Genomic DNA, 23,045 nt, shown 5'->3' with positions numbered 1-23,045 from the left:
CAGATTCAGGATATGATCATGCTGCAAGCGATAATATATACAAGTCTGATATAAATAAAGGATATGTTCTTCCTGTAGTGCATTCCATTTATAATTTGGAAAATGAGCTTATAGGAAGTTTTGTAGCATTTGTTGATTGGTCAAGAATTATCAATGAAACTTTAGAAGATGCCAGATCAGAATTATCTGAAAAAAGAACCATATTTGTTTTAAATGATGATCTTCAATGTGTATATCATAATATTGATTCAAATATAGGAATTACTGCAAATGAATCTTTAAAAACTCCTGCCGGAAAAATTTCAGGAATATTTACATATACATTTAATGATGTTACTAGAACAGCATTCTTTAAAAGAATGAAAACTCAGCCTTGGTTTATGATGGCTGGAATTACACATGATTTACTATATGCTGAAAGCAGAAAAATGACTATAATAGGAATACTATTGGGAATAGCAGGTATCATAGCATCTTCTATAGTATCAGCTTTCTATATAGGAAAACTTATTAAACCGCTCAAAAATATAGTAGATGAAGCTCATCAAATGGCAGATGGTAATTTTATATTCACGTCTAAAATAAATAAGAGAAAAGATGAAATTGGAGAATTATCTCAGTCATTTGATACTATGAGAAACCGATTTGTAGAGGTAATTTCTGAAGTATTAGCTTCATCTAAAGAAATAGCAAATGCTGCTGAGGAACTTCATAGAGGAAGCGAAGATTTAGCTCAAAGAACAGAATATCAGGCTTCAAGTCTTGAAGAAACTGCCTCTTCTATGGAAGAAATGGCTTCTACTATAAAATCATCTGCCCAAAACTCTGTAGACGGAAATAACGTAATGATAGCGTCAAGAAATGCTGTAGTAGAAGGAGGAAGCGTCATAGCCAATACAACAAAAATGATAGAAGATGTTTATGATGCTAGTGCCAAAATAAAAGATATTACTAAAGTGATAGAAGGTATTGCTTTTCAGACTAATATACTTGCCCTTAATGCTTCTGTAGAGGCGGCAAGAGCTGGAGAGCAGGGAAGAGGCTTTGCTGTTGTAGCAAGTGAGGTAAGAAACTTAGCTCAGAACTCTCAGGCTTCTGCTAAAAACATCACTCTGCTTATAGAAGATATATATGATAAAATTAATAAATCAGCAGAAATGGCAAGACATTCTCAGGAAATATTTACAGATATAGAAATGAAAATAGAAGAGACTTCTAAGATTATGAGCGATATAAGCCAAACAGCATTGGAGCAGGAATCAGGAGTTGATCAGGTTAATTCTGCTGTAAGCAAAATGGATAATATAACTCAGCAGAATGCCGCATTAGTGGAAGAGTCAACAGCAGCTTCTAAATCTTTGCTTGAACAGGCTAATCATTTGGAAGAGCTTATGAGTTTCTTTAAAGTAGAATAAAATATAATAATGAAATATTTATTATTATTTATTACTGTATTAATTTTATCATGCAGTAATAATACTAATGAAAATAATATATCTAATATTATAATTAAAAATGAAATAGAGCCGAATAATACTATAGAGTACTCTCAATTTATAGATGCAGATACACATATTAATGCCGGCTTTAATAATTCAAGCGATATAGATTATTATCATATAAGCCCTACTAATGGGTTTGCAATGGACTTTAATATTTCAATTGAAAATAAAGATGCCGCTGTTCAATTAGAATTATTAAACAGCAGCAGCACTCTATTAAAATTAAATACTAAAGATATACTAAATTATGATTCGGTTATAAATTTAAAAGATATCTTATTTGAAAATACTAATTATTTTTTAAAACTTACTTCTGATTCAGAGTCAAAATATGAATTGAAATTTACATTTAAAAATAATTTTATAGTAAATAATGAAAAAGAACCAAATAATACATTAATGAACTCCGATTATATAAAGTCGCCTAATGAACCTATATATGGATATTTTATTAAAAGCTATTCAAATATAACAATAGATGATACATTAAAACCATATATTAAACCTCAAAACATAGTAGACATTGATTGTTATAAAGTAGAAAATTCTACGGATATAAGTACTTCTATCAATATCATTTTGAGTGATGCTGATAATGCAGATATGATTCTATTTGATGAAAATTTTAATTATTTAAAGCATGGAAATAATAATAATGTATCATCAGACTTTCAGCCCAAAAAAGTTTATTATATAGTATTGATATGCTATGGGGATAAATCAATTACAAAAAGATATAGTATTCATTATAAATTTAATTAATATAATTTTATTGTATTGACAAAGCATTATTTTTAATATAAAATAGCTTTACTATTAAAAGTAAAGGTTAATTATAAATGACTAATTTCTTTTTTGATAAAAAGCTAAAAAAACTCTTCTTTCTTTGGGAGTGCTGAATTATTATTTATGCAAATATAAAAAATAATTATATAGCTCCCTAGTAAGGGGGTTTTTTTTATTTAAAGGATTTTAGAAATATATGATAACTTATAACCATTAAAAAAATTATTTAGGAGTGAACATTATGGAACATTATGGTTTATTAGGCATCATACCGCCGCTTTTAGCTATCATACTCGCCTTAGTAACCAAAGAGGTAATTATTTCTCTTACTCTTGGTATACTGTCAGGTACTTTAATAATAGCACATGGTAATGTATTTACAGCAATTACAATATTTACAGACAAGGTTGCCGAAATGAGCGGAGACGCTTGGAATATACGCATACTTTTATTTTGTGCATTGCTTGGTGCTTTTGTAAGCATGCTTTCAAAAACAGGAGCAACTAAAGCTTTTGGTTTATGGGCAAGCAAATATCTTAAAACCAAAAAAAGCATATTAATATTTACTTGGTTTTTCGGACTTATAATATTTATAGATGATTATTTTAATAGTTTATCAGTTGGAACAGTTATGCGTCCTGCTTTTGACCAAAATAAAATCTCAAGAGCAAAGTTAGCATATATATTGGATTCAACTGCCGCACCTGTATGTATACTTGCTCCAATATCAACTTGGGTAGTAACTGTTATGAGCTACATAAGAGATTCTGAAGGTTTTGAATCGTTAAATATGAGTGAGTTTGTTTTCTTTATAAAAATGATTCCTTATTCTGTTTATCCTCTTCTTGCATTGGCTTTTGTTGTTCTTATGTCTTTGGTATTTAAAGATTTCGGACCTATGAAAAGAAGCGAGGATGATGCTTTAAATGGAAAACTTTTCAATGAGGAATTATACGGTGCATGTCCTGGAAATATGGAAACTTCATCAAATAATAAAGCAAAATGGTATGATATGGTTATAGCTATAGTTATACTTATAATAGTGTGTATTACAATGTTCCCAGTGACTACATATATGGGATTAGTTGGAAATGACGGAATAACTACTTTCTCTCAAGCTATGTCAAGCGTATCTTTAAATCAGGCATTTTTGGATACTGATGCTTCAAAAGCTTTATTCTATGGTGCTGTAATTTCTCTTATGATAATGTATATATACTATATCGCCAGAAGATTGTTAAGCATACGTTCTGCTGGAAACTCTATCATGGAAGGAATAAAATCAATGGTTCCTGCTTTAGTAGTACTTGCATTAGCTTGGTCTATAGGAAGCGTTATAAAATCTTCTCCTACTGACGGAGGACTTGGACTTGCTGCTTTTCTTTCTGAAGCTGTAAAAGGAGGCGGATTCCCTCTTTGGATACTTCCTGCAATAGGATATTTACTAGGATGCGTTATTGCTTTTTCTACTGGTACAAGCTGGGGAACTTTCGCTATACTTATACCTATAGTTATACCTATAGCTAACGGACTTGCTATGGGTAATGGATACACAGGCGATGCTCTTTTAAATGTACTTTTAATAAGCGTTGGTTCTGTAGTTTCAGGTGCAGTATTCGGAGATCATTGTTCTCCTATATCAGACACAACAATACTTTCTTCTACTGGAAGCAACTGTCCTTTGCTTGAACATGTTGCCACACAGATTCCTTATGCAGGTTTAGTAGCGGTATCTGCATTTATAGGAGTAGTTATAGGCGGTATTACTTTAAGTCCGATAGCTGCTTTATTAGTAGGATTTATAGTAATGTGCGTACTTGCCATGCTTGCTCCTAATTTTTATGATAAAATATCTAGAATTAAATTATCATCTTCTAAATAATTTTTAAATATAAAAAACCTCTGATATGATTAATTTTATATCGGAGGTTTTTTTATTATAAAAATTTTTATCAATCATTGCTATCTAAAAACTTATAAATATTTTCTATTATAAAATTATTAAACAATATATAAATGACAATTTTTGACACATGAATCCGTTATAATATAACAAAAATAAATGTTAAAGGATTGTATTTTATGGATATCTTTGAAACTATAATGGATGCGATTGATAATTTCGATGAAGGATTTGAAAATGTACTTCAGGTTTTAAATGAAAAAATTGAAAATATTTGTACAGATGATAGTACAGAAAAAAATAATAAAATAGATAATAATTAAAGTATAAAATTCTATTTTAATACCATATCCTTCATTCTTTATAGATATATTTGAAATTATTATTTTTTATTATGGCTTATATTAGTAATAAAAATTAAATATTAGTTATGTCATAAGTTTTTTAAAGCGATAAACAAACATCTTATAATTTTAGCTGTCGGCTAAATTTTTAGAGAGTTTATCGCTGGCAATTAATAAGATTAACTTGTTTTTAGTTTTTTTATTTAGTTTAAAATACTAAAATTTAATGAACTTTGAAGAAAGACATTAAATCTTCTAAATGCTTAGCCTGCTCCAATAAAGACTTAGAGGCTGCTGTTGACTCTTCTACCAATGCCGCATTTTGCTGAGTAATATCATCCATTTTTGATACAGCCATATTTATCTGATCAACTCCTGCTTCCTGTTCTAATGCTGTATTACTTATATCATTCATTATCTTTGAAGTTTCTGTTATTTTAACTTCTATATCTGTAAATATTTCCTGAGAATGTCTTGCCATTTCTGCTGATTTATTAATTTTTTCATAAATATCTTCTATAAGTGAAGTGATGTTTTTAGCAGAAGATTGCGAGTTTTGTGCTAAATTTCTAACTTAAGATGCTACTACTGCAAAGCCTCTTCCCTGATCTCCTGCTCTTGCTGCCTCTACTGATGCATTTAAAGCAAGTATGTTAGTTTGAAAAGCTATATCTTCTATAACTTTTGTAATATCTCTTATTTTAGAACTAGCTTCATAAACTTCTTCTATCATTTTTGTAGTATCTGCTATAACATTTCCTCCCTCTAATACAGCATTTTTAGAATCCGACATAACACTATTACAATCAATTGAATTTTGTGCAGATGACTTTATAGTAGAAGCCATCTCCTCCATAGAAGAAGCAGTTTCTTCCAGACTTGAAGCTTGATATTCTGTTCTCTTTGCTAAATCCTCGCTTCCCTGATAAAGTTCATTAGCTGCATTAGTTATTTCTCTGGAAGATATTAATATTTCCTTTATCATATATGAAAATTTGGATCTCATTTCACAAAATGAATTTAATAATTCTCCGATTTCATCATTTCTTAATTCTATATTAGAACATATAGTTAAATTTCCAAGAGATATTTCTCTAGCTTCTTCAACTATATATTTTATTGGTTTAATGGTTCTTCTTATATAAATAAATGAAAATAAAACAGAAATTATTATGCCTATTATTCCTATTATAATTCCATTAAAAAGCATTTTTCTGCTAGCCGAATAAATTAATGATTCTGAAATTCCGTCTGCAAGAGTCCAAGGCATTGAATTCATTTTTTTAAAAAATGCTAATTTATTTATATTAAAATAATTATATTTAATTACTCCTGCACTTTCGTCTAAAGGTATATTAAAATCAATTGTATTTTTAAGCTCTTCAATTATATTATGATATACACATTCTTTATTATTATTAATAATAAAAATCGAATTTTCCTTTGAAAAAGTATTTCCAAATCTATCCAAACTATCTCTAATTATTAAAGACCAATCAATAAAACCTATAAAAGCTCCTAAAAAATTATTATCATAATCAAAAATAGGATGCAGCATTGGAATTACATATCCATTATTTATATCAGATTTATATATTGTATCAGCTACAATTACATCATAATTTTTAGATATGAAAGTATTCCATAAGTCAGGATATACCTCAGAAGCTTTAATAGCTTTTTCAGCATAATCTCCTTTATATGATGTTAAGACAGTTGAATCAGAAGAAAGTATATATGCATTTGTTATATATTTATTATTATCTAAAACCTTTTGCAAAGTAATAAAAATATCAGATTCCATCTCATTCGAATTATTTTTAAGATAATCTATTATTATAGGCATGCTGGAATAACTTTCTACAAGTAATATTTGATCTTCTATAACTTTATCCAAAAAATTACAATATCCATTTGCTGAAGACTCCATATATTTATTAACATAATTCATAATTTCTTTTGTAGAAGCATTGAGCAAAGATAAAATTATAAATGAAGATATGATAACTATGGAAATGCTTAAAATAAATGGTAATTTTACTGATATACTATTAAATTTTTTCATATATAAAAATCCTAAAAATATTTTTTATTATATAAAAAATATACTAAAACAGATGCATTAAAATCTTTGATTAAATTAATACTATAAAATATTAAAATTTTATTATATTGATTATTTATTAGACGTTAAAGTAATAAAATAATTCCCAAAATTTAAAATTATGCTTGATGCTTGATGCTTGATGCTTGATGCTTGATGCTTGATGCTTGATGCTTGATGCTTGATTAAACCTAACATATATTTGAATACTAACATAATATTCAAATACCGTCAATATAAAAATATAAAAAATTTAATTATTTATAAAATATATTAAAAAATCTCCTGCTTATTATAAAAATAAAAAAGCAAGAGATTAAAAAATATTTATAATATAAAAAATTATTCTTCTATTCTTAAATGAAGCTCTTCTAATTGATCATCATCAACAGTAGAAGGACATCCGCTCATTAAACATTGACCTTTTTGAGTTTTAGGGAATGCTATAACTTCTCTTATGCTGTCTTGTTTTTGTAAAAGCATAACAACTCTGTCTATACCATAAGCCATACCGCACATAGGAGGAGCACCGTATTTTAAAGCATCAAGTAAGAATCCGAATCTTATTTTTGCCTTCTCATCATCTATACCTAAAAGACTGAATATTTTAGCCTGTACTTTGCTGTCATAAATACGCTGACCGCCGCCGCCTATCTCATTACCATTCAATACCAAGTCATAAGTATCGCTTCTAACTTTTAAAACATCAGTATCTAGTAAAGAAACATCCTCAGGTACAGGTGCTGTAAATGGGTGGTGAGTAGCTGATATTCTCTTCTCTTTATGATCATATTCAAATAATGGGAACTCTACTACCCATAAGAAATTCAATTTATCTTTATCTATTAAGTTTAATTTTTCAGCAACTCTTAATCTTAAATTACCTAAAGCATCGAATGTAACTTTAGGAGTGTCAGCAACAAAGAATAATAAGTCTCCTTTTTCTGCTTTCGTAACTTCTAAGATTTTCTTTTGATTGTCTTCAGAGAAGAATTTAACAATGTTAGATTCAAGTCCGTTTTCAGTAACTCTCATCCAAGCAAGACCTTTAGCTCCGAATATGCCGACATATTTAGTAAAGTCGTCAATATCTTTTCTGCTTAATTTCTCTCCGCCTTTAGCATTCAAACATCTTATTATAAATTTGTTGTCTAAAGCATTTTTGAATACTGCGAAATCGCATCCTCTAACAGCATCTTCAACATTAATAAGTTTTAATTCAAATCTAGTGTCAGGCTTATCGCTTCCGTACATTTCCATAGCATCATAATAATTTAATCTAGGGAATGGTGTAGGCAAATCAATACCATAAACATCTTTAACTATATTAGCAGTAACTTTTTCCATTATAGATAAAAACTCATCAGTATTAAGGAAAGAAGTTTCAATATCAACTTGAGTAAATTCAGGCTGTCTGTCTGCTCTCAAATCTTCATCGCGGAAACATTTAGCTATTTGATAATATCTGTCAAAACCGCCAATCATAAGTATTTGCTTGAATATTTGAGGAGACTGAGGCAATGCATAGAAATCTCCGGCATTTAATCTTGAAGGAACAAGGAAGTCTCTGGCACCTTCAGGAGTACTTTTATTTAATATAGGAGTTTCCACATCTATAAATCCGTTTTCAGCTAAATGCTTTCTAAATGCATTAGTAATTAAAAATCTCTTATATAAGTTATCAAATACTTTAGGTCTTCTTAAATCCAAATATCTGTATTTAAGTCTTATATCTTCCCCAGTATCAATATCATCTTCTAATAAGAAAGGAGGAGTTTCTGATGTATTAAGCAATTCTAATTTTTCTACCATTACCTCAATTTCACCAGTAGGAATTTTAGGATTAACCATTTCAGCACTTCTAGCCCTAACCTTTCCTTCAACACTAATAACATACTCGCTTCTCAAATTTTGGGCGTCATTATGTGCTTCTTTATTTACTTCAGGATTAAATACTATTTGTACAAAACCTGTTTTATCTCTTAAATCTACGAATATTACTCCGCCATGATCTCTTCTTCTTAAAACCCATCCGGCCAGCTTTACTTCTTTGCCGATATCGTCTTTTGTTAATACTCCATTGTAAGCACTTTTAAAACGCATATTAATTTCCTTTCTAAATAGTTTAAATAACATAATAATTATATTATAAATAGATAGAAAAATCAATGATTTATAATATATAAAAATATAATATTTAACATGCCGCGAAACTATATTAACAAATATTAATCAGCATAGTTTTAAATCAAGCATATTATATATTTATTAATTTTATACCGTATTTTTTGGAAAGCTCATGATATTTTTGTTCGCATACATTGTTATCACCTATAGCACTGCTGCAGTTCATCATTACATTGACTTTTTCAGTTGTGTTTTTATCATTATTATAAACCTCGCAGAACTGTTTTACGCTTTCATAAACGCAGTAATCTTTAGCCTCTCCGCATACATATATCTCATCAGCATTTTTTATTTCATAAACCCAAGAATCATCATATTTTTTATTGGACTCTGTAATAACTTCTGCTCTTATTACACCGTACATTTCTGTAAATGAATCCTGCCCTTTTAAGATTTTTCTTACCGATATTTTTTTTGACATCTCAAAAAATAAAAGCATATTTGAAAGCTGTTTCTCTATAAGCCATCCGTCTGTACAATGCAGACAATGATAAGGCCATATCATTAAATTCTGACTTCCCTGATCCTTTAATGCTTTTACATAATTAATCTGTATATCTCTGTCATAAACAGGTATTATCTCATTGTTTTCTATTTTTTCTAATGTAATCTCTGTAAAAGGAGATACATTATTGCCGCTTGAATCCTTCCACATAATAGGATGAAAAATAGAATCATATATGTGAGTATCCAATGTAACATATATATTGGATATTCTATCCATATTATTATAAATAAATCTTATTATTCTTTTTATATCTTCAGAAGCCCCATTAACAGCTAATGCTCCCTTTTCCATATCTATAAAATCTCTTTGAGGATCTACTATAAGCAAATTAATATTTCCTTTTGATAATTCAGCATTATATTGCTCTGATAATTGACATATACTCTGCTGATTAATAGGATTTATCTCTTTGCCTATATATTCTTCATTTACTATATTTTCATAAGGTACTTTTAAAGACATAATGAAACCTCTAAATTTTATTTATTTTTTAATTAGTATATAAATCTTTTAATTAAAATCAAATATATTATAAAAAAAAGGAGCCTTTTTATAAAAGCCCCTTTTTCTAAATTTAAATAAGTTCTTAAGGAATCAAATTAATCATCAAATTGCTGATATAATAATTTTCCTGTTTTATCAATATAAAGCTCCATCATATTGCTCATTTTTATTTCATAAATATCTATATATTCCATATCTATTGCCCATATTTCAGCATTAGGATAAGTTCTTTTTGCAGTATCTAAAACGGCCTGAGGTACTTCAAATGGAGTATAGAAATTATTATTTTGCTGATTTGCATTGCCATAATTATCTTGAGTATTATTATAATTATCAGCAGCACCATAGTTGTTTGCTGTATTATTATAATTGTCAGCTGCACCGTAATTATTAGGATCATTATATCCGCCGTTTTGAGCATAGTTATTATAAGGATCGTTATAATTATTATTATTATTTTGTGCCTGTCTGCTTGATTCTTCCGCTGCTTTTATCAATTCCTGTGCTGCCAATTCATAAGGATTTTGAGATGAATTTGCAGGGGCATTATAGTTTTGATAATTCTGATTATTATAATTATTATTGTTGTTATTGTTGTTATTTTGATTCTGTGATGCATTAGGACTATAATAAGGGCTGTTAGGATTTTGAGATTCTTTTTCAAGCATTTTCATCAATTCTTCATAAGGGTTAACTGCTGTATTTTGATTATTGCCATAATAACCATTATTATTCTGATTATTATAATTATCAGAAGCAGCACTCATAGCATCCATAACTTCCTGATAAGGATTATTATGTGTTTGGTTTTGAGAATAGTTGTTATACTGCTGTGAAAAAGTAGGGCTGTAATAAATACTGTTAGGGTCTTGTGCCTGCTGAGCTAAAGCTTTCATAAACTCATTATAATAATTATAATAACTGTTGTTTTGATTGTTATAATCAGAATTATTTGCTGTATTATTTTGGGTATTGTAAGGATCATAACTATTGTTGTAATTATTATAAGCATCATATTGAGCAAATAAAACACTTCCTGATATTGCTAAAATAGGTATTACTTTTAAAATTGAGTTTCTCATAAATACTCCTTATATAAATATATTGTAAAGCATTTATTAGCTATATTTACATTATAATCTATTTATTATTAAATGTCAATTTTTTTTACAAAAAAATATAAATAAATTTACAATTTTATATAAAAAATAACACTTTTTTAATATTAATCACCCTAAACCGCTAACTTTACATAATTATTAAGAATAATACTTTTATATTTTTAAAATTACATATAATAAAAAATATTGACTTTATATTTGAAAATGTTAAATTAATTATAATTACAAATATTTATAAGGAAGGATTGTATCATGTCAGACAAATCTAAAACAATTATATCTTTTGAAGGATCATCTTCTCTAGCTCCTATAATATCTTCTATAGGAAAAGGCTTTATGGTTTCTAATGAAAAAATATCTATTTCTGTTTCAGCTTCAGGTTCCGGTGCCGGAGTAAAAAGCATATTGGATAATAAAGCAAATTTCGGAATGATATCAAGAAATATAAAAGATGATGAAAAATCTAAAATGTCTAATTACAAGGAATTTTTAGTAATTTCAGATGCTTTGACAATATCTGTTAATGCTAAAAATCCAATAGTAAAAATTAAAGATAATTTAGACAGCGGTACTATTAAAAAAATATTTTCAGGCGAATATAAATATTGGAGCGATATTGATTCCTCTTTGCCTCAAAAAGAAATATCAGTTATAGTAAGAGATTCAAACAGCGGAGCTTATGAAGTTTTTCAAAATTCTATAATGAAAGAAAGCAAAATATCATCTAATGCTATTCAAACTTCATCTATGGAAGAGCTTTACAAAAAAATATCAGAAAATGAAAATGCTATAGGTTATGCTTCTTATGGTGTTTATAACAAAAATAAAGATAAATTATTCGCTTTCAAAGTTGATGGAGAAGAAGCAAGCAAAGAAAACATTTTAAGCGGAAAATATAAAATACAAAGACCATTAATGCTTATAAAAAATTCTGATATTTCAGAAGATGAGAATGCTTTTGTAAATTACATATTAAGCGATGCTGGAAAAAAAGTTATAGAAGAAAACGGATATATTCCTGTAAAATAATTATTAAATGTTGGAATACTCTTATAATAATAAATCTAATATTAAAGAAACTGTTTTTTCTTTATTTATAAAACTAATTTCTTTTTTATCTATTATGCTGTTAGCTTTTATTATATTTTTTATAATCAAAGAGAGTATTCCAATATTAAAACATATAGGATTATATAATTTTGTATTTGGAAAAGTATGGCGTCCCTTAGCTTTCGGAGTTTCTGAGAGCTATGGGATTTTTTATATTATACTTGCCACAATATACACAGCTTTCCTTTCAACTTTAATCAGTTTATTTATAGGCATAGGATTCAGTATATTTTTAACATTTATTGCTAATGACTTTGTACGTTCTTTTTCTCTATCTTTGATGGATTTGATAGTTGCTGTTCCTTCTGTTATATACGGATTTATTGGTTTGGTTATAATAGTAAAATTCTTTGAACATATACCAATACTTAATATGTCTGCAGGGGAATCTGTTTTAGCGGCAAGCATATTATTATCTTTTATGATACTTCCGTTTATAATATCAACTATTACAGAAAGCATGATGATATTAAAAAAGAATTATAATGATATTTCTCTTTCTCTTGGAATAGATAAATGGTATATGATATCCGAATTAATTTTACCGAATTCTAAAAATGCAATTTTGGTAGGATTCATACTTGCAATATCAAGGGCTTTAGGAGAAACTATGGCTGTTATGATGGTTATAGGTAATTCTTTAGTTTTTCCAAAATTATTAGGAAAGGCTGAAACGATAGCTTCATTGATTGCTTTAGAAATAGGAATGTCGGAAGTTAAAAGTCTTCATTACAGTGCATTATTTGCAAGCGGTGCTATACTTATGGTTACACTATCCATTATAAATATATCTGTTCATTTTTTAAAAAAATATTTGCTTAAATTGGAATTATGAAAAATTTAATTAAGATATGGGCTGTAATAAGTTTTACTGTAGTTATTTTTATAATAGCATTTATATTTATCTTTATATTTTATAAAGGAAGAAATGCCATTAATATAAATTTTATTTTTGGAAAGCCAGAGGGTATTATTTTAGGAAAGGAGGGAGGAATATTTCCTGCCATAGTAGGAAGTTTATATACGTCTATACTTTCATCTTTAATATCATCCGTACTTGGCATATCTTCCGGAATATATTTAGTATTTTATAATAAAAACAAATTTGTTAATTCTTTTTTTGATATAATTTTTCAATGCATAGCAGGAATTCCTTCCATTGTTTTAGGATTATTCGGATATGCCATGCTCGTATTATATTTAGGGTTTGGAAAATCAATACTTTCTATGGCCATAACTCAGTCTATTATGATTCTGCCTTTTATAGCAATAAGAATAAAAAAAGTATTAAAAGAATTAGACAATGATATAATAAATAGTTCTTATGCTTTAGGTATAAGCAAGTCATATACTATAATTCATATAGTTTTAAAAGAAATCGGCATAAAGGCTTTATCTATAATTATGCTTGCAAATGCTTTAGCTATAGGGGCTGCTGCTCCATTGATGTTTACCGGTGCTGTAATAAATGCTCCTTTAACAACTTCTATATTTAAGCCTTCTATGGTTCTGCCTTATCATTTGTATATACTTCTTACTCAAGGAATATCTGCAGAAAATGCTTATGCCACAGCTTTTGTTCTTCTTTTAATAGTTTTAATATTAAACTTTTTTGCTGTACTTTTGAGATTTTTAAAAATTATAAACAGGGTTAAAATATGAATGATATTGTTTTAAAATTAAAAGATGTATATGTATATTATGGAGAAAAGAATATACTTGATAATATAAATATTGATTTTGAAAAAAATAAAATAACTTCCATAATAGGTCCAAGCGGATGCGGGAAAAGCACTCTTTTAAAAACTATAAATAAAATTATATTAGAAGAAAATAACGCCATTATAAAAGGTGATATATATTTTAATAATATAAATACTAATAATATTCCTGTTGAAACATTAAGAAAAAATATAGGAATAGTATTTCAAACCCCTACCCCATTCCCAATGTCAATTTATAAAAATATAAGCTATGCTTTAAAATATTACGGATTTAATAAAAAACAAATAGAAGAAAGAACATTAGAAGTTTTAAATATGACAAGTCTTTATGATGAAGTGAAAAATAAATTAAATATGTCCGCATTAAAATTAAGCGGAGGACAAAAACAGAGACTTTGCATAGCCAGAAGTTTAAGTGTTGAACCGGATATACTTCTTCTTGATGAGCCTTGTTCCTCTTTAGATATTATAAACTCAAACAAAATAGAAGATACATTATTGAGCCTTAAAGAAAAATATACTATTATAATAGTTACTCACAACATAGCACAGGCTAAAAGAATATCGGATAATGCAGTATTTATGTATGACGGCAAGGTTTTAGCAAACGGAAAACTTGAAGATATTTTTGATAACAATGAGAATCCTATAATAAAAAGCTATATAAAACTTATGGACAGCTAAATAATATAATTAACTTCAAATAAAACTTTTATTTAAAAAATTATTTTCTATATTTTTTCAATATATTTTCTCTCAGTTCTTTTAAGCTTAAAACATCTGTAATAACATAATCTTCAAATTGTGCATTTTTATAAAAGAATGATTTGTCCAAAAGTATGTAACACATTAATATATTGGCTAATTCTTCTTCATTAAGATTATTGAAATCCATATTAGGGATTATATCTATATTTTCTTTTAATATTCTATCTATAATTATATGAGCTAATTCATGTGCTACAACACAACGTTTTTCTTTAATAGTCATTTTTTCATTTATAACTATAACATCAACCCAATTATATTTATCTTTTAAAGTATATCCATACTCAAAAAGTTCTTTTTCTTTTATAAATATTTTGTATAGTGCAACATTCATTATTTTTATAACTTTTGGATTTGTATATGAAGTCTCTTTACAATAGTTTTTAAATTTATATTGTCTTGTCTCTAAAACTATATTTTCTACAGCACTTTTCCAATGAGAAAGTAACGACTTTATTATATATTTATTAATAAGACTATCAATTAAATTCTTCTGCAAACTATCCAATAAATTTATTTGTTTTTCAGATTCATTATAAACATTATTATATCCGCATCTGTCAGCTATTTCTTGTAAATTTGGTTTATCCATATCAAATTAAAATCCCCTGTACATTCTAACTTCTTCATCTAAAAATATACTTAATATATCTTTATATCTATTTTTTAAAGAAGTTTCAGAAAAGCATTTTATTTCCTGGGATTCTAAAGCTTCTGTTAAAGCATTTATTTTTTTTTCATAATCATCTTTTTCTATATCCAAAGAATCAAAATATGCTTCTACTTCTTTTTCTGTAGTGCATTTTTGCAATTCTTCTTTACTGAAAAGTTTAACTGCCATAAATGCCCCCTTAAAATGATTTTTATTAATATCGTAAAACAACAAAAAATGATAACTGAATTTATATATAAATATAGTATATACAAAATTTAATTAATAACAACTGTATATACATATAAAAATTCAATACTTATTAGATTTACCCATATTTTTATATATAAAATTATTCTATTGATAATTATTTTTTATATAGAATGAGAAATTCTGAAATAATCGCATTCGCCTGACAGTCTTAAACTCTTGAAATTCAAATCAAAATATCTTTTTATAAAACTATTATTTATATAATTGATTATACCTGAAACAATATCGCTTGCCATAAGAAGTGCATTATCTTGAGTAAGCTCCGCTAATGATTTAGTAGCTCCTTTGTTTAGACCAAGTGCTTTAATATCTACACCTTTATTTTTGAATAAGGCTGAAAGCATACTGTCTCTAAAATTATACCATTCATTAGCATCAATACTTTCTATTTTTTCTATCTTACCGTACTTGGAAATAAAAATTCCGCCGCCGTTATTTATAAAATTTCTTATTTCACGTTCTGCCTCCTTACGCTTTGAATCATTAAGTTCAGTGTTTGCTATAAAATTAAAACTATGCTCGCCTATATTTTTTAAATTCCTATTAAAACTATTATCCATAGATTCTAAAATCTGCCAAAGTGAATATGCACTGTATAAAAAAGGCTTTCCTATAATATCGCCTTCAATGCTTCCATAACTTGCATATCCTGCTAAAGCTAAATCAAAATCTATATCTATAATACTAGCTTCATCATAATTTAATGAACCATTAAAAATTTCTTTATGTTTTTTTATAATGCTTATACTTTTTATTTCATCGCTGTCATGATCATCAAAATTAAATCTGTATATTGAAGAAGGATCATAATATTTAAATCCTTTTAAACCGTCAAGTCTTCCTTTAAATCCGTAAGCCCTAGCAGGCAAGACTTCTAATTTAGGAGTAAAAAAACAAAAGCCGTAAACTAATGCATTATAAGAAACATTAACTATTAAGTTTTTAAGTCCGCCTGCTCTTTCAAATTGACTTATAAAAAAATCGTATGCATTATTTACTTTCTCATTATCTTCGCATTCTTTTGGCCTTTCAAAAAAATAATTAAAAGAATTAAAAACTCCTCTGTAAAATTGAAGTATAGGCTCAAGATAAATAGAGTTCTCCATTCTCTTGCAAGTTAATGCCCATTTATGAGGAAATGAAAAATCATGGCTTTCATCTCCTCTATTTGATATCACATTTGGAATGCCTGAATTATAATTGTTAGTAGACACTCTGTTTAATTCGTCATTTAATTTTTCTATCTCTCTGTTTTTATCTTTCAATTTATTATCATATTCTTCAATAATTTTTTCTATTTTAGACTGTTTATTTTCTGTATTTTGCATAAATAAAAACCTTAAAAATTAATCTTTATATTAATAATAAAAAATATAAGTGATTATAAGTTTTTATTTAATTAGTAATAAACTCAATTTAAAATACGCACGGTAAGAAAAATAAATTTAGTTTTTAATACAATCAAATCTATAAAAAATAAAACTATTAATCGTAGTATAATATAGTTTTAAAATCTAATAAAAACTTGCCGAACGGTAATGCTTTTTCTTACAGAAAGTACAATGTACGTTAGGGATAATGCATTTTAGTTAAAACAGATTTTAAATTTAATAAACGCTTGGGCGGTGCTTTAATTTCTAATAAAGCAATAAAGAAATTTAAATTATGATTTAAAAATATGCTATAAAGAATAAAGGGCAGGGAATGTAATAAAAGTTTTAAAGCTTAAATTACATTTGCCCACCCTATAAATTTATAATTTAAATATGCAATATAATTTTTTATTTTCTTATTACTCAATTAGAATTTATTAGCACCCACCCAAGCGTTATTTAATTTTACAGTATATAGTGAAAATTTTTAAGTTTGTCAACTGATGCACTTTATATAGATATTATCTACTTTTTTGCCGCACAAAAAAGTAGCAAAAAACGCAATTGCTATAACTTTATATTTTAAAAATATTTATTAAATGTAAAATATAACCTAAATTTAGACTAAAAATGCAGTTCTTCGTGAAGCGTATCCGAGCTTGTTGAGGATATAGGTTCTTTTATACTAATAAAAGAACTGGGGTGCTGCGTAAGCACGCAGAGCGGTGGGCAAATCCATGCAAATATTTTAAATTAAAAAATTATTCTAAAAGACTTCTAAATTTAAAATTTTTTGACAAACATTCAAAATTAAAAGATGCTTCTTCAAGTTCTCTATCTGTATGCTGATTTGTAAGCACTATCGCTAAAGTTCTATCATCAACCTCAGCTTTAACTTTTTCAAAATTTTCTACTAACTCTATTTCAGTTTTTAAGAAATTCTTTTTAGCATCTTTTATAATACTCAAAATATTTCTAGTAGAACTACTTCTTTTGTTTATTGGAGGAAATATTCCTTTACTAAGCAAATAAGCACTTAATTCAAGATCTGAATTACCAAGACCTTTTAAATACTTAGCTACTTTTGTGCTAAGAGAATTTTTTCCCTCAATCAATAGAGTAGCTATTAGAGATTTATCATATTGTTTTATTTTACAAATATAATTATCTCTAATATAATCCCTACAGGTATATTTTTGACCGCCTTCTTTTGTGTCTTCAGTCTCACCTATGCCTACATTCTCTATCAATTCATATAATCTTGATAAAGAATCTATTACAACGTAGTCTATATCCGGATCTGCTGCAATTCTTTCAAAAATTTCATTAAATAATTGAAATCTTTGTTTTTTGGTTATCCCTACTAATACAGGATTATCCCAAGCTAAAGAGTATACAGTACAATCTTTAGATAATTGACTATATAATTCAGCATCAGCTTGTCGTTCATTCAAAACAATTACTGCTGCTTTTTTATTCATTAATTCTGTTATATATTTTATTTTATAACAAATTACATGAGTTTTTGAGCTCTTAGGTTCTCCATATACAAATTGAATTAATCCGTTTGTATACATAGGAGCACAGATCTCTATATTAGATATAGCAAATCTGTCATCAAACAAATTTGTTAAATTGTTAGATGGTACTAATAAATTATTTATATTGATATTTATGATATTAATATAGTTTTCGTATATGTTATGAATTATTTTATTAGCTTCTTTACTACAAAATTTAATATTGTTATTTATTACTTCATTAATAAACTCTTCCATAGCTTTATCAAACTCTGTAAGGTTATCTCTAAAGTTACTGATATTATATGTTATATCTTTTAATTTTAAATATTTGCCTGCAAGACTTTTACCATTACTAAATATTTCATTTTCTGTTAGTTCAAGTAAATTAGAAACTGCTTTAATTTTTAGCAGATTCTCGCATTTTAGTAAATTTATCTTATCGTTTTTAATTTTTTCTATTGCATTTTTAGCTTCTTCATAATTGGAATTTAACTCTAAAGCCTTTTCATAATCTTTTATAGCTTCATCATAAAGACCCATCTCGGACTTTAAATCTCCTCGCTCTTTATAAATCTCAAAATCATCATCTGATTTTTCAATGAGTTTATCAAATCTTTTTAATTGTTTGATATATATATCATCAAAATTATTAAATGATTCATCATCGCAATTAAAATAACTTATAAAATCCGTATATGTGTAAAAATCGTCTTCACTTACATTTTGTATTACATAAACCAATGTTGATATATTGGCGCTTGCTTTCATTATTCTGTTTAGTTCTTCATTGAAAGTTTTTATTTTGCTATTAAATCCGTTAAAATCAGTAAAACTTTCTGCATTGATACTTCTTAAAAAATTATTTATTTCTTCTATGTATTTTCTTGTTTCTACTCTTAAATCTTCTCTTACTTCTTTAAATTTATTTGTTTCAAAATCATGCAGTTCCTTTTGGCACTTTTCTATATGCTTCACAAAAAAATAGTTAATAGCATTCATTAATTGCTCCTATGATAATTACTTTACTAATACAATGATGAATTTATTCCAATTAAAAATAGTCGTTTATATATTGATTTTTTAATATTTATAAAAATATTATATTTGCAAAATGGCAATTTGTCAAAATATAAATTTATATTTTTGTTTTAATATATGGGTCTTTGCCCACCGCTCTGCCCCACAGTTCTTTTACGACCGAAGGAAGTACTATAAAAAAGAACTGGTGTGCGTGGCAAAGCCCTGCAAATATTTTAAATTAAAAAAATTATTTTGACAAAATATAATTGTTTAGGTATATATCAATCCTTTATATCTATACTATAATCTTTCAAAGTATCAAGTATTAAAAGAATTGATATTTCATCTTGATTTGTTAAATCGTATTTGTCTATATTGATTATATTTTTTATAACATTCTGACTTCTTCCAGAAACAAATAAAACTTCGTCATTTTTTAAGGCAGGCATTATTCTGCTTAATGAGTTTACATTCCAGAAAATTATTCTAGGAAGTTTGTAATTATTTTTATTAAATATTTCTTTCCAATATTCAAAATTAGTTTTATTTTGAAATTCGCATTGATTAAATTCCATATCAGAAATTATTATTATATATTTAGGTAGTTCTTCTTGCGGTACATGATTTTTGAGTGCAGTATCAAGTAACGCTTTAAATACTGAATCTATATTTGTACCGTAATCAACAGATGATCTTAAAACATAATTAACTATATCAACAATATTATTTATATTTGATATGTCATGCATTTTAGAATCGCCGCAGAAATCTATAAAATGATTATGAAAAGCAGATTTATTTAACTGTGCTATATATATTCCTAAAGCAACAGAACATATTAATGGTTCTCCATTCAAAGCCATTCCCATACTTCCAGATACATCGCATGCTGCAATAGCATTTAAATTATTATCTCCAAAAATGTTTGGAAGATTTTTCCAAGTTAAATCGAATTCTTCTTTTCTTGAATCTATATCTTCTTCGGCACAGTCTAAAATCTCTCTTATAACATCAAATGGAGTTAAGGCCCTTGTATTTAATTTTACTTTTCCTGACTTTACATCTTCAAAAAATTGTTTGTATCTTCCTTCATCATTTCTAATAAATGCTTTTGAATATTTTCTCATAGCAAGTGAAGGAACCGAAGAATAATTAAATGTATAATCTTTTTCTCTTAAATTATTTTCTATTATTTTTTATTTTCTTTCTTAAAGCAGATAAAGTTTTTCTATATTCTTTACTCTCCATATTTAAAAGTCTTATTAATTCTCTTGCAATGTTTCTTGTATTTTGTGATGAAGTATTTTCACTAGGAAGCCATTTAGCAAGAAGCGAAACATTATCAGCAGTTTTATCTTTATCTAATTGCTCTAATATTATATTTTTTGTAAAATCATAAATATTTTTATTTTCTCTATTCTCATACCATATATAAATAATATCATCCCATCTTCTAAGCTCTGGTATAGTTTTGAGAATTTCTATTGCAGTGAGAGTATGATTTTGTTTAATCATAATATTAATATATTTTCTGAAAACTTTTCTCTCACCTACTCCTTTTCTTATATCTCTTAAATACATTAGAGATTTAGCTGTAAGCTCAGGACTTTCTCTCCAAGCATCTATAAAATATTTTAATAATTCATCATCTTTTTTTAATCTGCTTGCTCCCATAGCTGCAAATAAATCTATTATGCCGTTTAATGATGAAATATTAGTATCAGCAAAATTCTGCGTATAAGTTTTATTAAAAGAATTTTTAAGCAAATCTAAAAAAGACATAAAATTAATTCTCCTATAATAAGAAGTTCTATAATAAAAAATATTCTATGCCTATAATAAAATAAGCATAGAATTAAAAACTAGACACAATATACACCATTAAAAATGGCTAAAGGATTTGAACCTTCTTAGTACCAGAAATAAATTGCTGTTCGTGTCTAAAAATTATTATTTCAAAAAATAAAAAGTTCTTTATAAACAAGTGATAGTATATTATAGTTTATCATTTTTTCAATAAATTATTATATATATTTTAATTATAATTTAAAATAATATTGAATAGATAAAAAATATCAGATTATATATTTAAATACTTAATAAAGTAAAAAATAAACTTTGTATAATAACAGCAATATAGCTATCTATTTTTATTTACAATATAAAATCCAAAATGAATTATTAGCGATCCTAAAACAGTACTGAATATAGAAAAAATACCATCAGAAAAAGGAAGTTTTATATTGCTTGGTTCATCAGTATCATACCATAAAGGCAATTCATCTCATACTTTTCTAAATGGATAATAACTTCTTAAAGTAGCATATAATGTTCCATGATTATCAGCTTCATATCTTATTACCATTGTTTTTTCATATCTAGTTTCTCCAGATTTATATACCCTTTTTCTTCTATCGCACTCTTCAACTACTCCTACAGTATGAATATAATTTTTTGTATTGATAAAAGAAAACAATCCTGCTACACCATTCAAAGTTAAAATTATTCCTGAAAAATATATTGCTATTATTTTTATAATTGAAAATTTTTTTTATTCATTATTAAAACTCCAAATATTTTTTAATAATTTTAATAATATATAAAACAATATTAATTTTTCATTAAAATAGCTTCACCTTCTATTTCACTTGTAACATTCTTATCAGGATCAATCTCTTTTGTTACAGCCTTAACAACTTCTGTATCTTCTGAAACAAATGTTATATCCAGTTCACTTACCATAAAATATCCGCCCTTCATATCAATTCTCACAATAGCCTGATAATTATCATCTGTCTTTTTAATGACTTCATCAACTATTTTACCTTGTAAATAAAATGCACCTTTTTTATCAATAAATACTTCAGAATAGTCAAAGAAAGCTCCATTATAAGTCCATTTTCCGATGTATACTAAAAATATTTTTTCTTCATAGAATTAATTTACTCCTAAATTTGTCTCAGGATTCTAACATACAAAAACTAGATTCCATTTAACCCAGTCTTTATGGATTATATTATTTTGCTGTAGGAATCTTTTTTAATTTTATGTTTAATACAAAATTTGTCAATATTTTTTAAACCTAAATAAAATTTGGGTGGGTGCTGAAATTTCTAAATAGGTTATATAGATAGATAATATTAAAAATTTGAAAGTTAACTATAAAGAATAAAGGGCGGGGCATGTAAATAAAGTTTTAAAATTTAATTACACTACCCCACCCTATAAATTTTTTAATTTATTTTGCAATTTTAATTTTTTATTTCATTGATTGATGAATTAAAATTTATTAGCACCCGCCCAAGCGTTATTTAATTTTATAGTGTATTCACCGCACGAATAATGAATTAAAATACAAAATGAAATATGAATTCAAACTTTAATTATAAATAAAGTATTATTAACCGTGCGTTTAAAAATTATTATTATAAATCAACATTCCAATTTGATGATTGTATAATAACATCAATATCGCTGTAAGCCTTTGAAAGCTTATCCGCCTCTGCCTGAATATCTTTAACATTGACAAGCACTTTCATTTTAACTTCATTTTTAGCATTTCTGTAATCTTTGCTATTAAGCTCTTTTAAAACAGTTTTATAAATTTCCATTTCTCTATATAATTTATCCCTAATCTTTACAG

The 23,045-nt window shown here is 26.8% G+C and carries 19 protein-coding genes and 2 pseudogenes; 8 read left to right on the top strand and 13 right to left on the bottom strand.

What is annotated here, in order from left to right; all coding sequences use genetic code 11:
- The 4 genes from Q0J90_RS00760 to Q0J90_RS00745 all read left to right on the top strand — a co-directional run.
- Window positions 1–1,415, top strand: a 1,415-nt coding sequence (locus tag Q0J90_RS00760; RefSeq protein WP_297276108.1) for a methyl-accepting chemotaxis protein, incomplete at its 5' end; no start/stop codon positions are given.
- A gap of 9 nt (window positions 1,416–1,424) precedes the next feature.
- On the top strand, window positions 1,425–2,264 hold the full coding sequence (locus Q0J90_RS00755; RefSeq protein WP_297276107.1) for a hypothetical protein: 840 nt from the start codon (window positions 1,425–1,427) through the stop codon (window positions 2,262–2,264).
- A 265-nt stretch (window positions 2,265–2,529) separates the two neighbouring features.
- On the top strand, window positions 2,530–4,170 hold the full coding sequence (locus tag Q0J90_RS00750) for a Na+/H+ antiporter NhaC family protein (protein ID WP_297276106.1): 1,641 nt from the start codon (window positions 2,530–2,532) through the stop codon (window positions 4,168–4,170).
- Between the two features lie 200 nt (window positions 4,171–4,370).
- On the top strand, window positions 4,371–4,514 hold the full coding sequence (locus tag Q0J90_RS00745; protein ID WP_297276105.1) for a hypothetical protein: 144 nt from the start codon (window positions 4,371–4,373) through the stop codon (window positions 4,512–4,514).
- Between the two features lie 244 nt (window positions 4,515–4,758).
- Here Q0J90_RS00745 and Q0J90_RS00740 read toward each other — a convergent pair.
- The 4 genes and pseudogenes from Q0J90_RS00740 to Q0J90_RS00725 all read right to left on the bottom strand — a co-directional run bounded on the left by Q0J90_RS00740 (window position 4,759) and on the right by Q0J90_RS00725 (window position 10,920).
- Window positions 4,759–6,600: pseudogene (locus Q0J90_RS00740) on the bottom strand (methyl-accepting chemotaxis protein).
- A gap of 381 nt (window positions 6,601–6,981) precedes the next feature.
- Window positions 6,982–8,742, bottom strand: a complete 1,761-nt coding sequence (gene aspS / locus Q0J90_RS00735) for an aspartate--tRNA ligase (RefSeq protein ID WP_297276104.1) — start codon at window positions 8,740–8,742, stop codon at window positions 6,982–6,984.
- Window positions 8,743–8,896: 154 nt separating this feature from the next.
- Complete coding sequence (locus Q0J90_RS00730; RefSeq protein WP_297276103.1) at window positions 8,897–9,796, bottom strand: nicotinamidase; 900 nt, start codon at window positions 9,794–9,796, stop codon at window positions 8,897–8,899.
- A gap of 137 nt (window positions 9,797–9,933) precedes the next feature.
- Window positions 9,934–10,920 (bottom strand): PepSY-like domain-containing protein, encoded by a 987-nt coding sequence (locus Q0J90_RS00725; protein WP_297276102.1) that lies wholly within the window; start codon window positions 10,918–10,920, stop codon window positions 9,934–9,936.
- Between the two features lie 291 nt (window positions 10,921–11,211).
- On the opposite strand from Q0J90_RS00725, the gene Q0J90_RS00720 reads away from it, so the two are divergent.
- Genes Q0J90_RS00720 through Q0J90_RS00705 form a run of 4 tightly spaced genes read left to right on the top strand, consistent with a single transcriptional unit; the run spans window position 11,212 to window position 14,477 of the window.
- Window positions 11,212–11,988 (top strand): phosphate ABC transporter substrate-binding protein, encoded by a 777-nt coding sequence (locus tag Q0J90_RS00720; protein WP_297276101.1) that lies wholly within the window; start codon window positions 11,212–11,214, stop codon window positions 11,986–11,988.
- Between the two features lie 7 nt (window positions 11,989–11,995).
- Entirely contained in the window at window positions 11,996–12,904 is a 909-nt protein-coding gene (pstC, locus tag Q0J90_RS00715; protein ID WP_297276100.1) for a phosphate ABC transporter permease subunit PstC, read from the top strand.
- A complete protein-coding gene (locus tag Q0J90_RS00710) occupies window positions 12,901–13,731 on the top strand; it encodes an ABC transporter permease subunit (protein ID WP_297276099.1) in 831 nt (276 codons plus the stop codon). The genes pstC and Q0J90_RS00710 overlap by 4 nt, the downstream gene beginning before the upstream one ends.
- The gene (locus Q0J90_RS00705; protein ID WP_297276098.1) at window positions 13,728–14,477 is read left to right on the top strand and encodes a phosphate ABC transporter ATP-binding protein; all 750 of its coding nucleotides are present in this window, start codon (window positions 13,728–13,730) and stop codon (window positions 14,475–14,477) included. The genes Q0J90_RS00710 and Q0J90_RS00705 overlap by 4 nt, the downstream gene beginning before the upstream one ends.
- A gap of 40 nt (window positions 14,478–14,517) precedes the next feature.
- Here Q0J90_RS00705 and Q0J90_RS00700 read toward each other — a convergent pair whose 3' ends face one another.
- The 9 genes and pseudogenes from Q0J90_RS00700 to Q0J90_RS00660 form a co-directional block, all read right to left on the bottom strand.
- The gene (locus Q0J90_RS00700) at window positions 14,518–15,153 is read right to left on the bottom strand and encodes an ImmA/IrrE family metallo-endopeptidase (RefSeq protein ID WP_297276097.1); all 636 of its coding nucleotides are present in this window, start codon (window positions 15,151–15,153) and stop codon (window positions 14,518–14,520) included.
- Between the two features lie 6 nt (window positions 15,154–15,159).
- Window positions 15,160–15,402 carry a hypothetical protein gene (locus tag Q0J90_RS00695; RefSeq protein WP_297276096.1) on the bottom strand — a complete coding sequence of 81 codons (243 nt, stop codon included), beginning with the start codon at window positions 15,400–15,402 and terminating at the stop codon, window positions 15,160–15,162.
- Window positions 15,403–15,587: 185 nt separating this feature from the next.
- Entirely contained in the window at window positions 15,588–16,814 is a 1,227-nt protein-coding gene (locus Q0J90_RS00690) for a phage capsid protein (RefSeq protein ID WP_297276095.1), read from the bottom strand.
- 806 nt (window positions 16,815–17,620) lie between these two features.
- Complete coding sequence (locus tag Q0J90_RS00685) at window positions 17,621–19,381, bottom strand: hypothetical protein (protein WP_297276094.1); 1,761 nt, start codon at window positions 19,379–19,381, stop codon at window positions 17,621–17,623.
- A 302-nt stretch (window positions 19,382–19,683) separates the two neighbouring features.
- The gene (locus tag Q0J90_RS00680; protein ID WP_297276093.1) at window positions 19,684–20,529 is read right to left on the bottom strand and encodes a DUF2828 family protein; all 846 of its coding nucleotides are present in this window, start codon (window positions 20,527–20,529) and stop codon (window positions 19,684–19,686) included.
- A 52-nt stretch (window positions 20,530–20,581) separates the two neighbouring features.
- Window positions 20,582–21,184 carry a DUF2828 family protein gene (locus tag Q0J90_RS00675; protein WP_297276092.1) on the bottom strand — a complete coding sequence of 201 codons (603 nt, stop codon included), beginning with the start codon at window positions 21,182–21,184 and terminating at the stop codon, window positions 20,582–20,584.
- 502 nt (window positions 21,185–21,686) lie between these two features.
- A complete protein-coding gene (locus tag Q0J90_RS00670; RefSeq protein ID WP_297276091.1) occupies window positions 21,687–21,896 on the bottom strand; it encodes a hypothetical protein in 210 nt (69 codons plus the stop codon).
- A gap of 116 nt (window positions 21,897–22,012) precedes the next feature.
- Complete coding sequence (locus Q0J90_RS00665; RefSeq protein WP_297276090.1) at window positions 22,013–22,144, bottom strand: hypothetical protein; 132 nt, start codon at window positions 22,142–22,144, stop codon at window positions 22,013–22,015.
- A 683-nt stretch (window positions 22,145–22,827) separates the two neighbouring features.
- Window positions 22,828–23,045: pseudogene (locus Q0J90_RS00660) on the bottom strand (hypothetical protein); the annotation flags it as partial.

The sequence above is a fragment of the uncultured Brachyspira sp. genome, assembly GCF_944390595.1.
Classification (GTDB): domain Bacteria; phylum Spirochaetota; class Brachyspiria; order Brachyspirales; family Brachyspiraceae; genus Brachyspira.
The sequence above is the reverse complement of the archived record's forward strand: the minus strand, read 5'-3'. Positions and strand labels throughout refer to the sequence as shown.

Excerpts from the sequence above, each read along its gene's own strand:
- Q0J90_RS00755 (WP_297276107.1), top strand. The coding sequence starts at position 1,425 with ATGAAATATTTATTATTATTTATTACTGTATTAATTTTATCATGCAGT.
- Q0J90_RS00750 (WP_297276106.1), top strand. The coding sequence starts at position 2,530 with ATGGAACATTATGGTTTATTAGGCATCATACCGCCGCTTTTAGCTATC.
- Q0J90_RS00745 (WP_297276105.1), top strand. The coding sequence starts at position 4,371 with ATGGATATCTTTGAAACTATAATGGATGCGATTGATAATTTCGATGAA.
- aspS (WP_297276104.1), bottom strand. The coding sequence starts at position 8,742 with ATGCGTTTTAAAAGTGCTTACAATGGAGTATTAACAAAAGACGATATC.
- Q0J90_RS00730 (WP_297276103.1), bottom strand. The coding sequence starts at position 9,796 with ATGTCTTTAAAAGTACCTTATGAAAATATAGTAAATGAAGAATATATA.
- Q0J90_RS00725 (WP_297276102.1), bottom strand. The coding sequence starts at position 10,920 with ATGAGAAACTCAATTTTAAAAGTAATACCTATTTTAGCAATATCAGGA.
- Q0J90_RS00720 (WP_297276101.1), top strand. The coding sequence starts at position 11,212 with ATGTCAGACAAATCTAAAACAATTATATCTTTTGAAGGATCATCTTCT.
- pstC (WP_297276100.1), top strand. The coding sequence starts at position 11,996 with ATGTTGGAATACTCTTATAATAATAAATCTAATATTAAAGAAACTGTT.
- Q0J90_RS00710 (WP_297276099.1), top strand. The coding sequence starts at position 12,901 with ATGAAAAATTTAATTAAGATATGGGCTGTAATAAGTTTTACTGTAGTT.
- Q0J90_RS00705 (WP_297276098.1), top strand. The coding sequence starts at position 13,728 with ATGAATGATATTGTTTTAAAATTAAAAGATGTATATGTATATTATGGA.
- Q0J90_RS00700 (WP_297276097.1), bottom strand. The coding sequence starts at position 15,153 with ATGGATAAACCAAATTTACAAGAAATAGCTGACAGATGCGGATATAAT.
- Q0J90_RS00695 (WP_297276096.1), bottom strand. The coding sequence starts at position 15,402 with ATGGCAGTTAAACTTTTCAGTAAAGAAGAATTGCAAAAATGCACTACA.
- Q0J90_RS00690 (WP_297276095.1), bottom strand. The coding sequence starts at position 16,814 with ATGCAAAATACAGAAAATAAACAGTCTAAAATAGAAAAAATTATTGAA.
- Q0J90_RS00685 (WP_297276094.1), bottom strand. The coding sequence starts at position 19,381 with ATGAATGCTATTAACTATTTTTTTGTGAAGCATATAGAAAAGTGCCAA.
- Q0J90_RS00680 (WP_297276093.1), bottom strand. The coding sequence starts at position 20,529 with ATGAGAAAATATTCAAAAGCATTTATTAGAAATGATGAAGGAAGATAC.
- Q0J90_RS00675 (WP_297276092.1), bottom strand. The coding sequence starts at position 21,184 with ATGTCTTTTTTAGATTTGCTTAAAAATTCTTTTAATAAAACTTATACG.
- Q0J90_RS00665 (WP_297276090.1), bottom strand. The coding sequence starts at position 22,144 with ATGGTAAGTGAACTGGATATAACATTTGTTTCAGAAGATACAGAAGTT.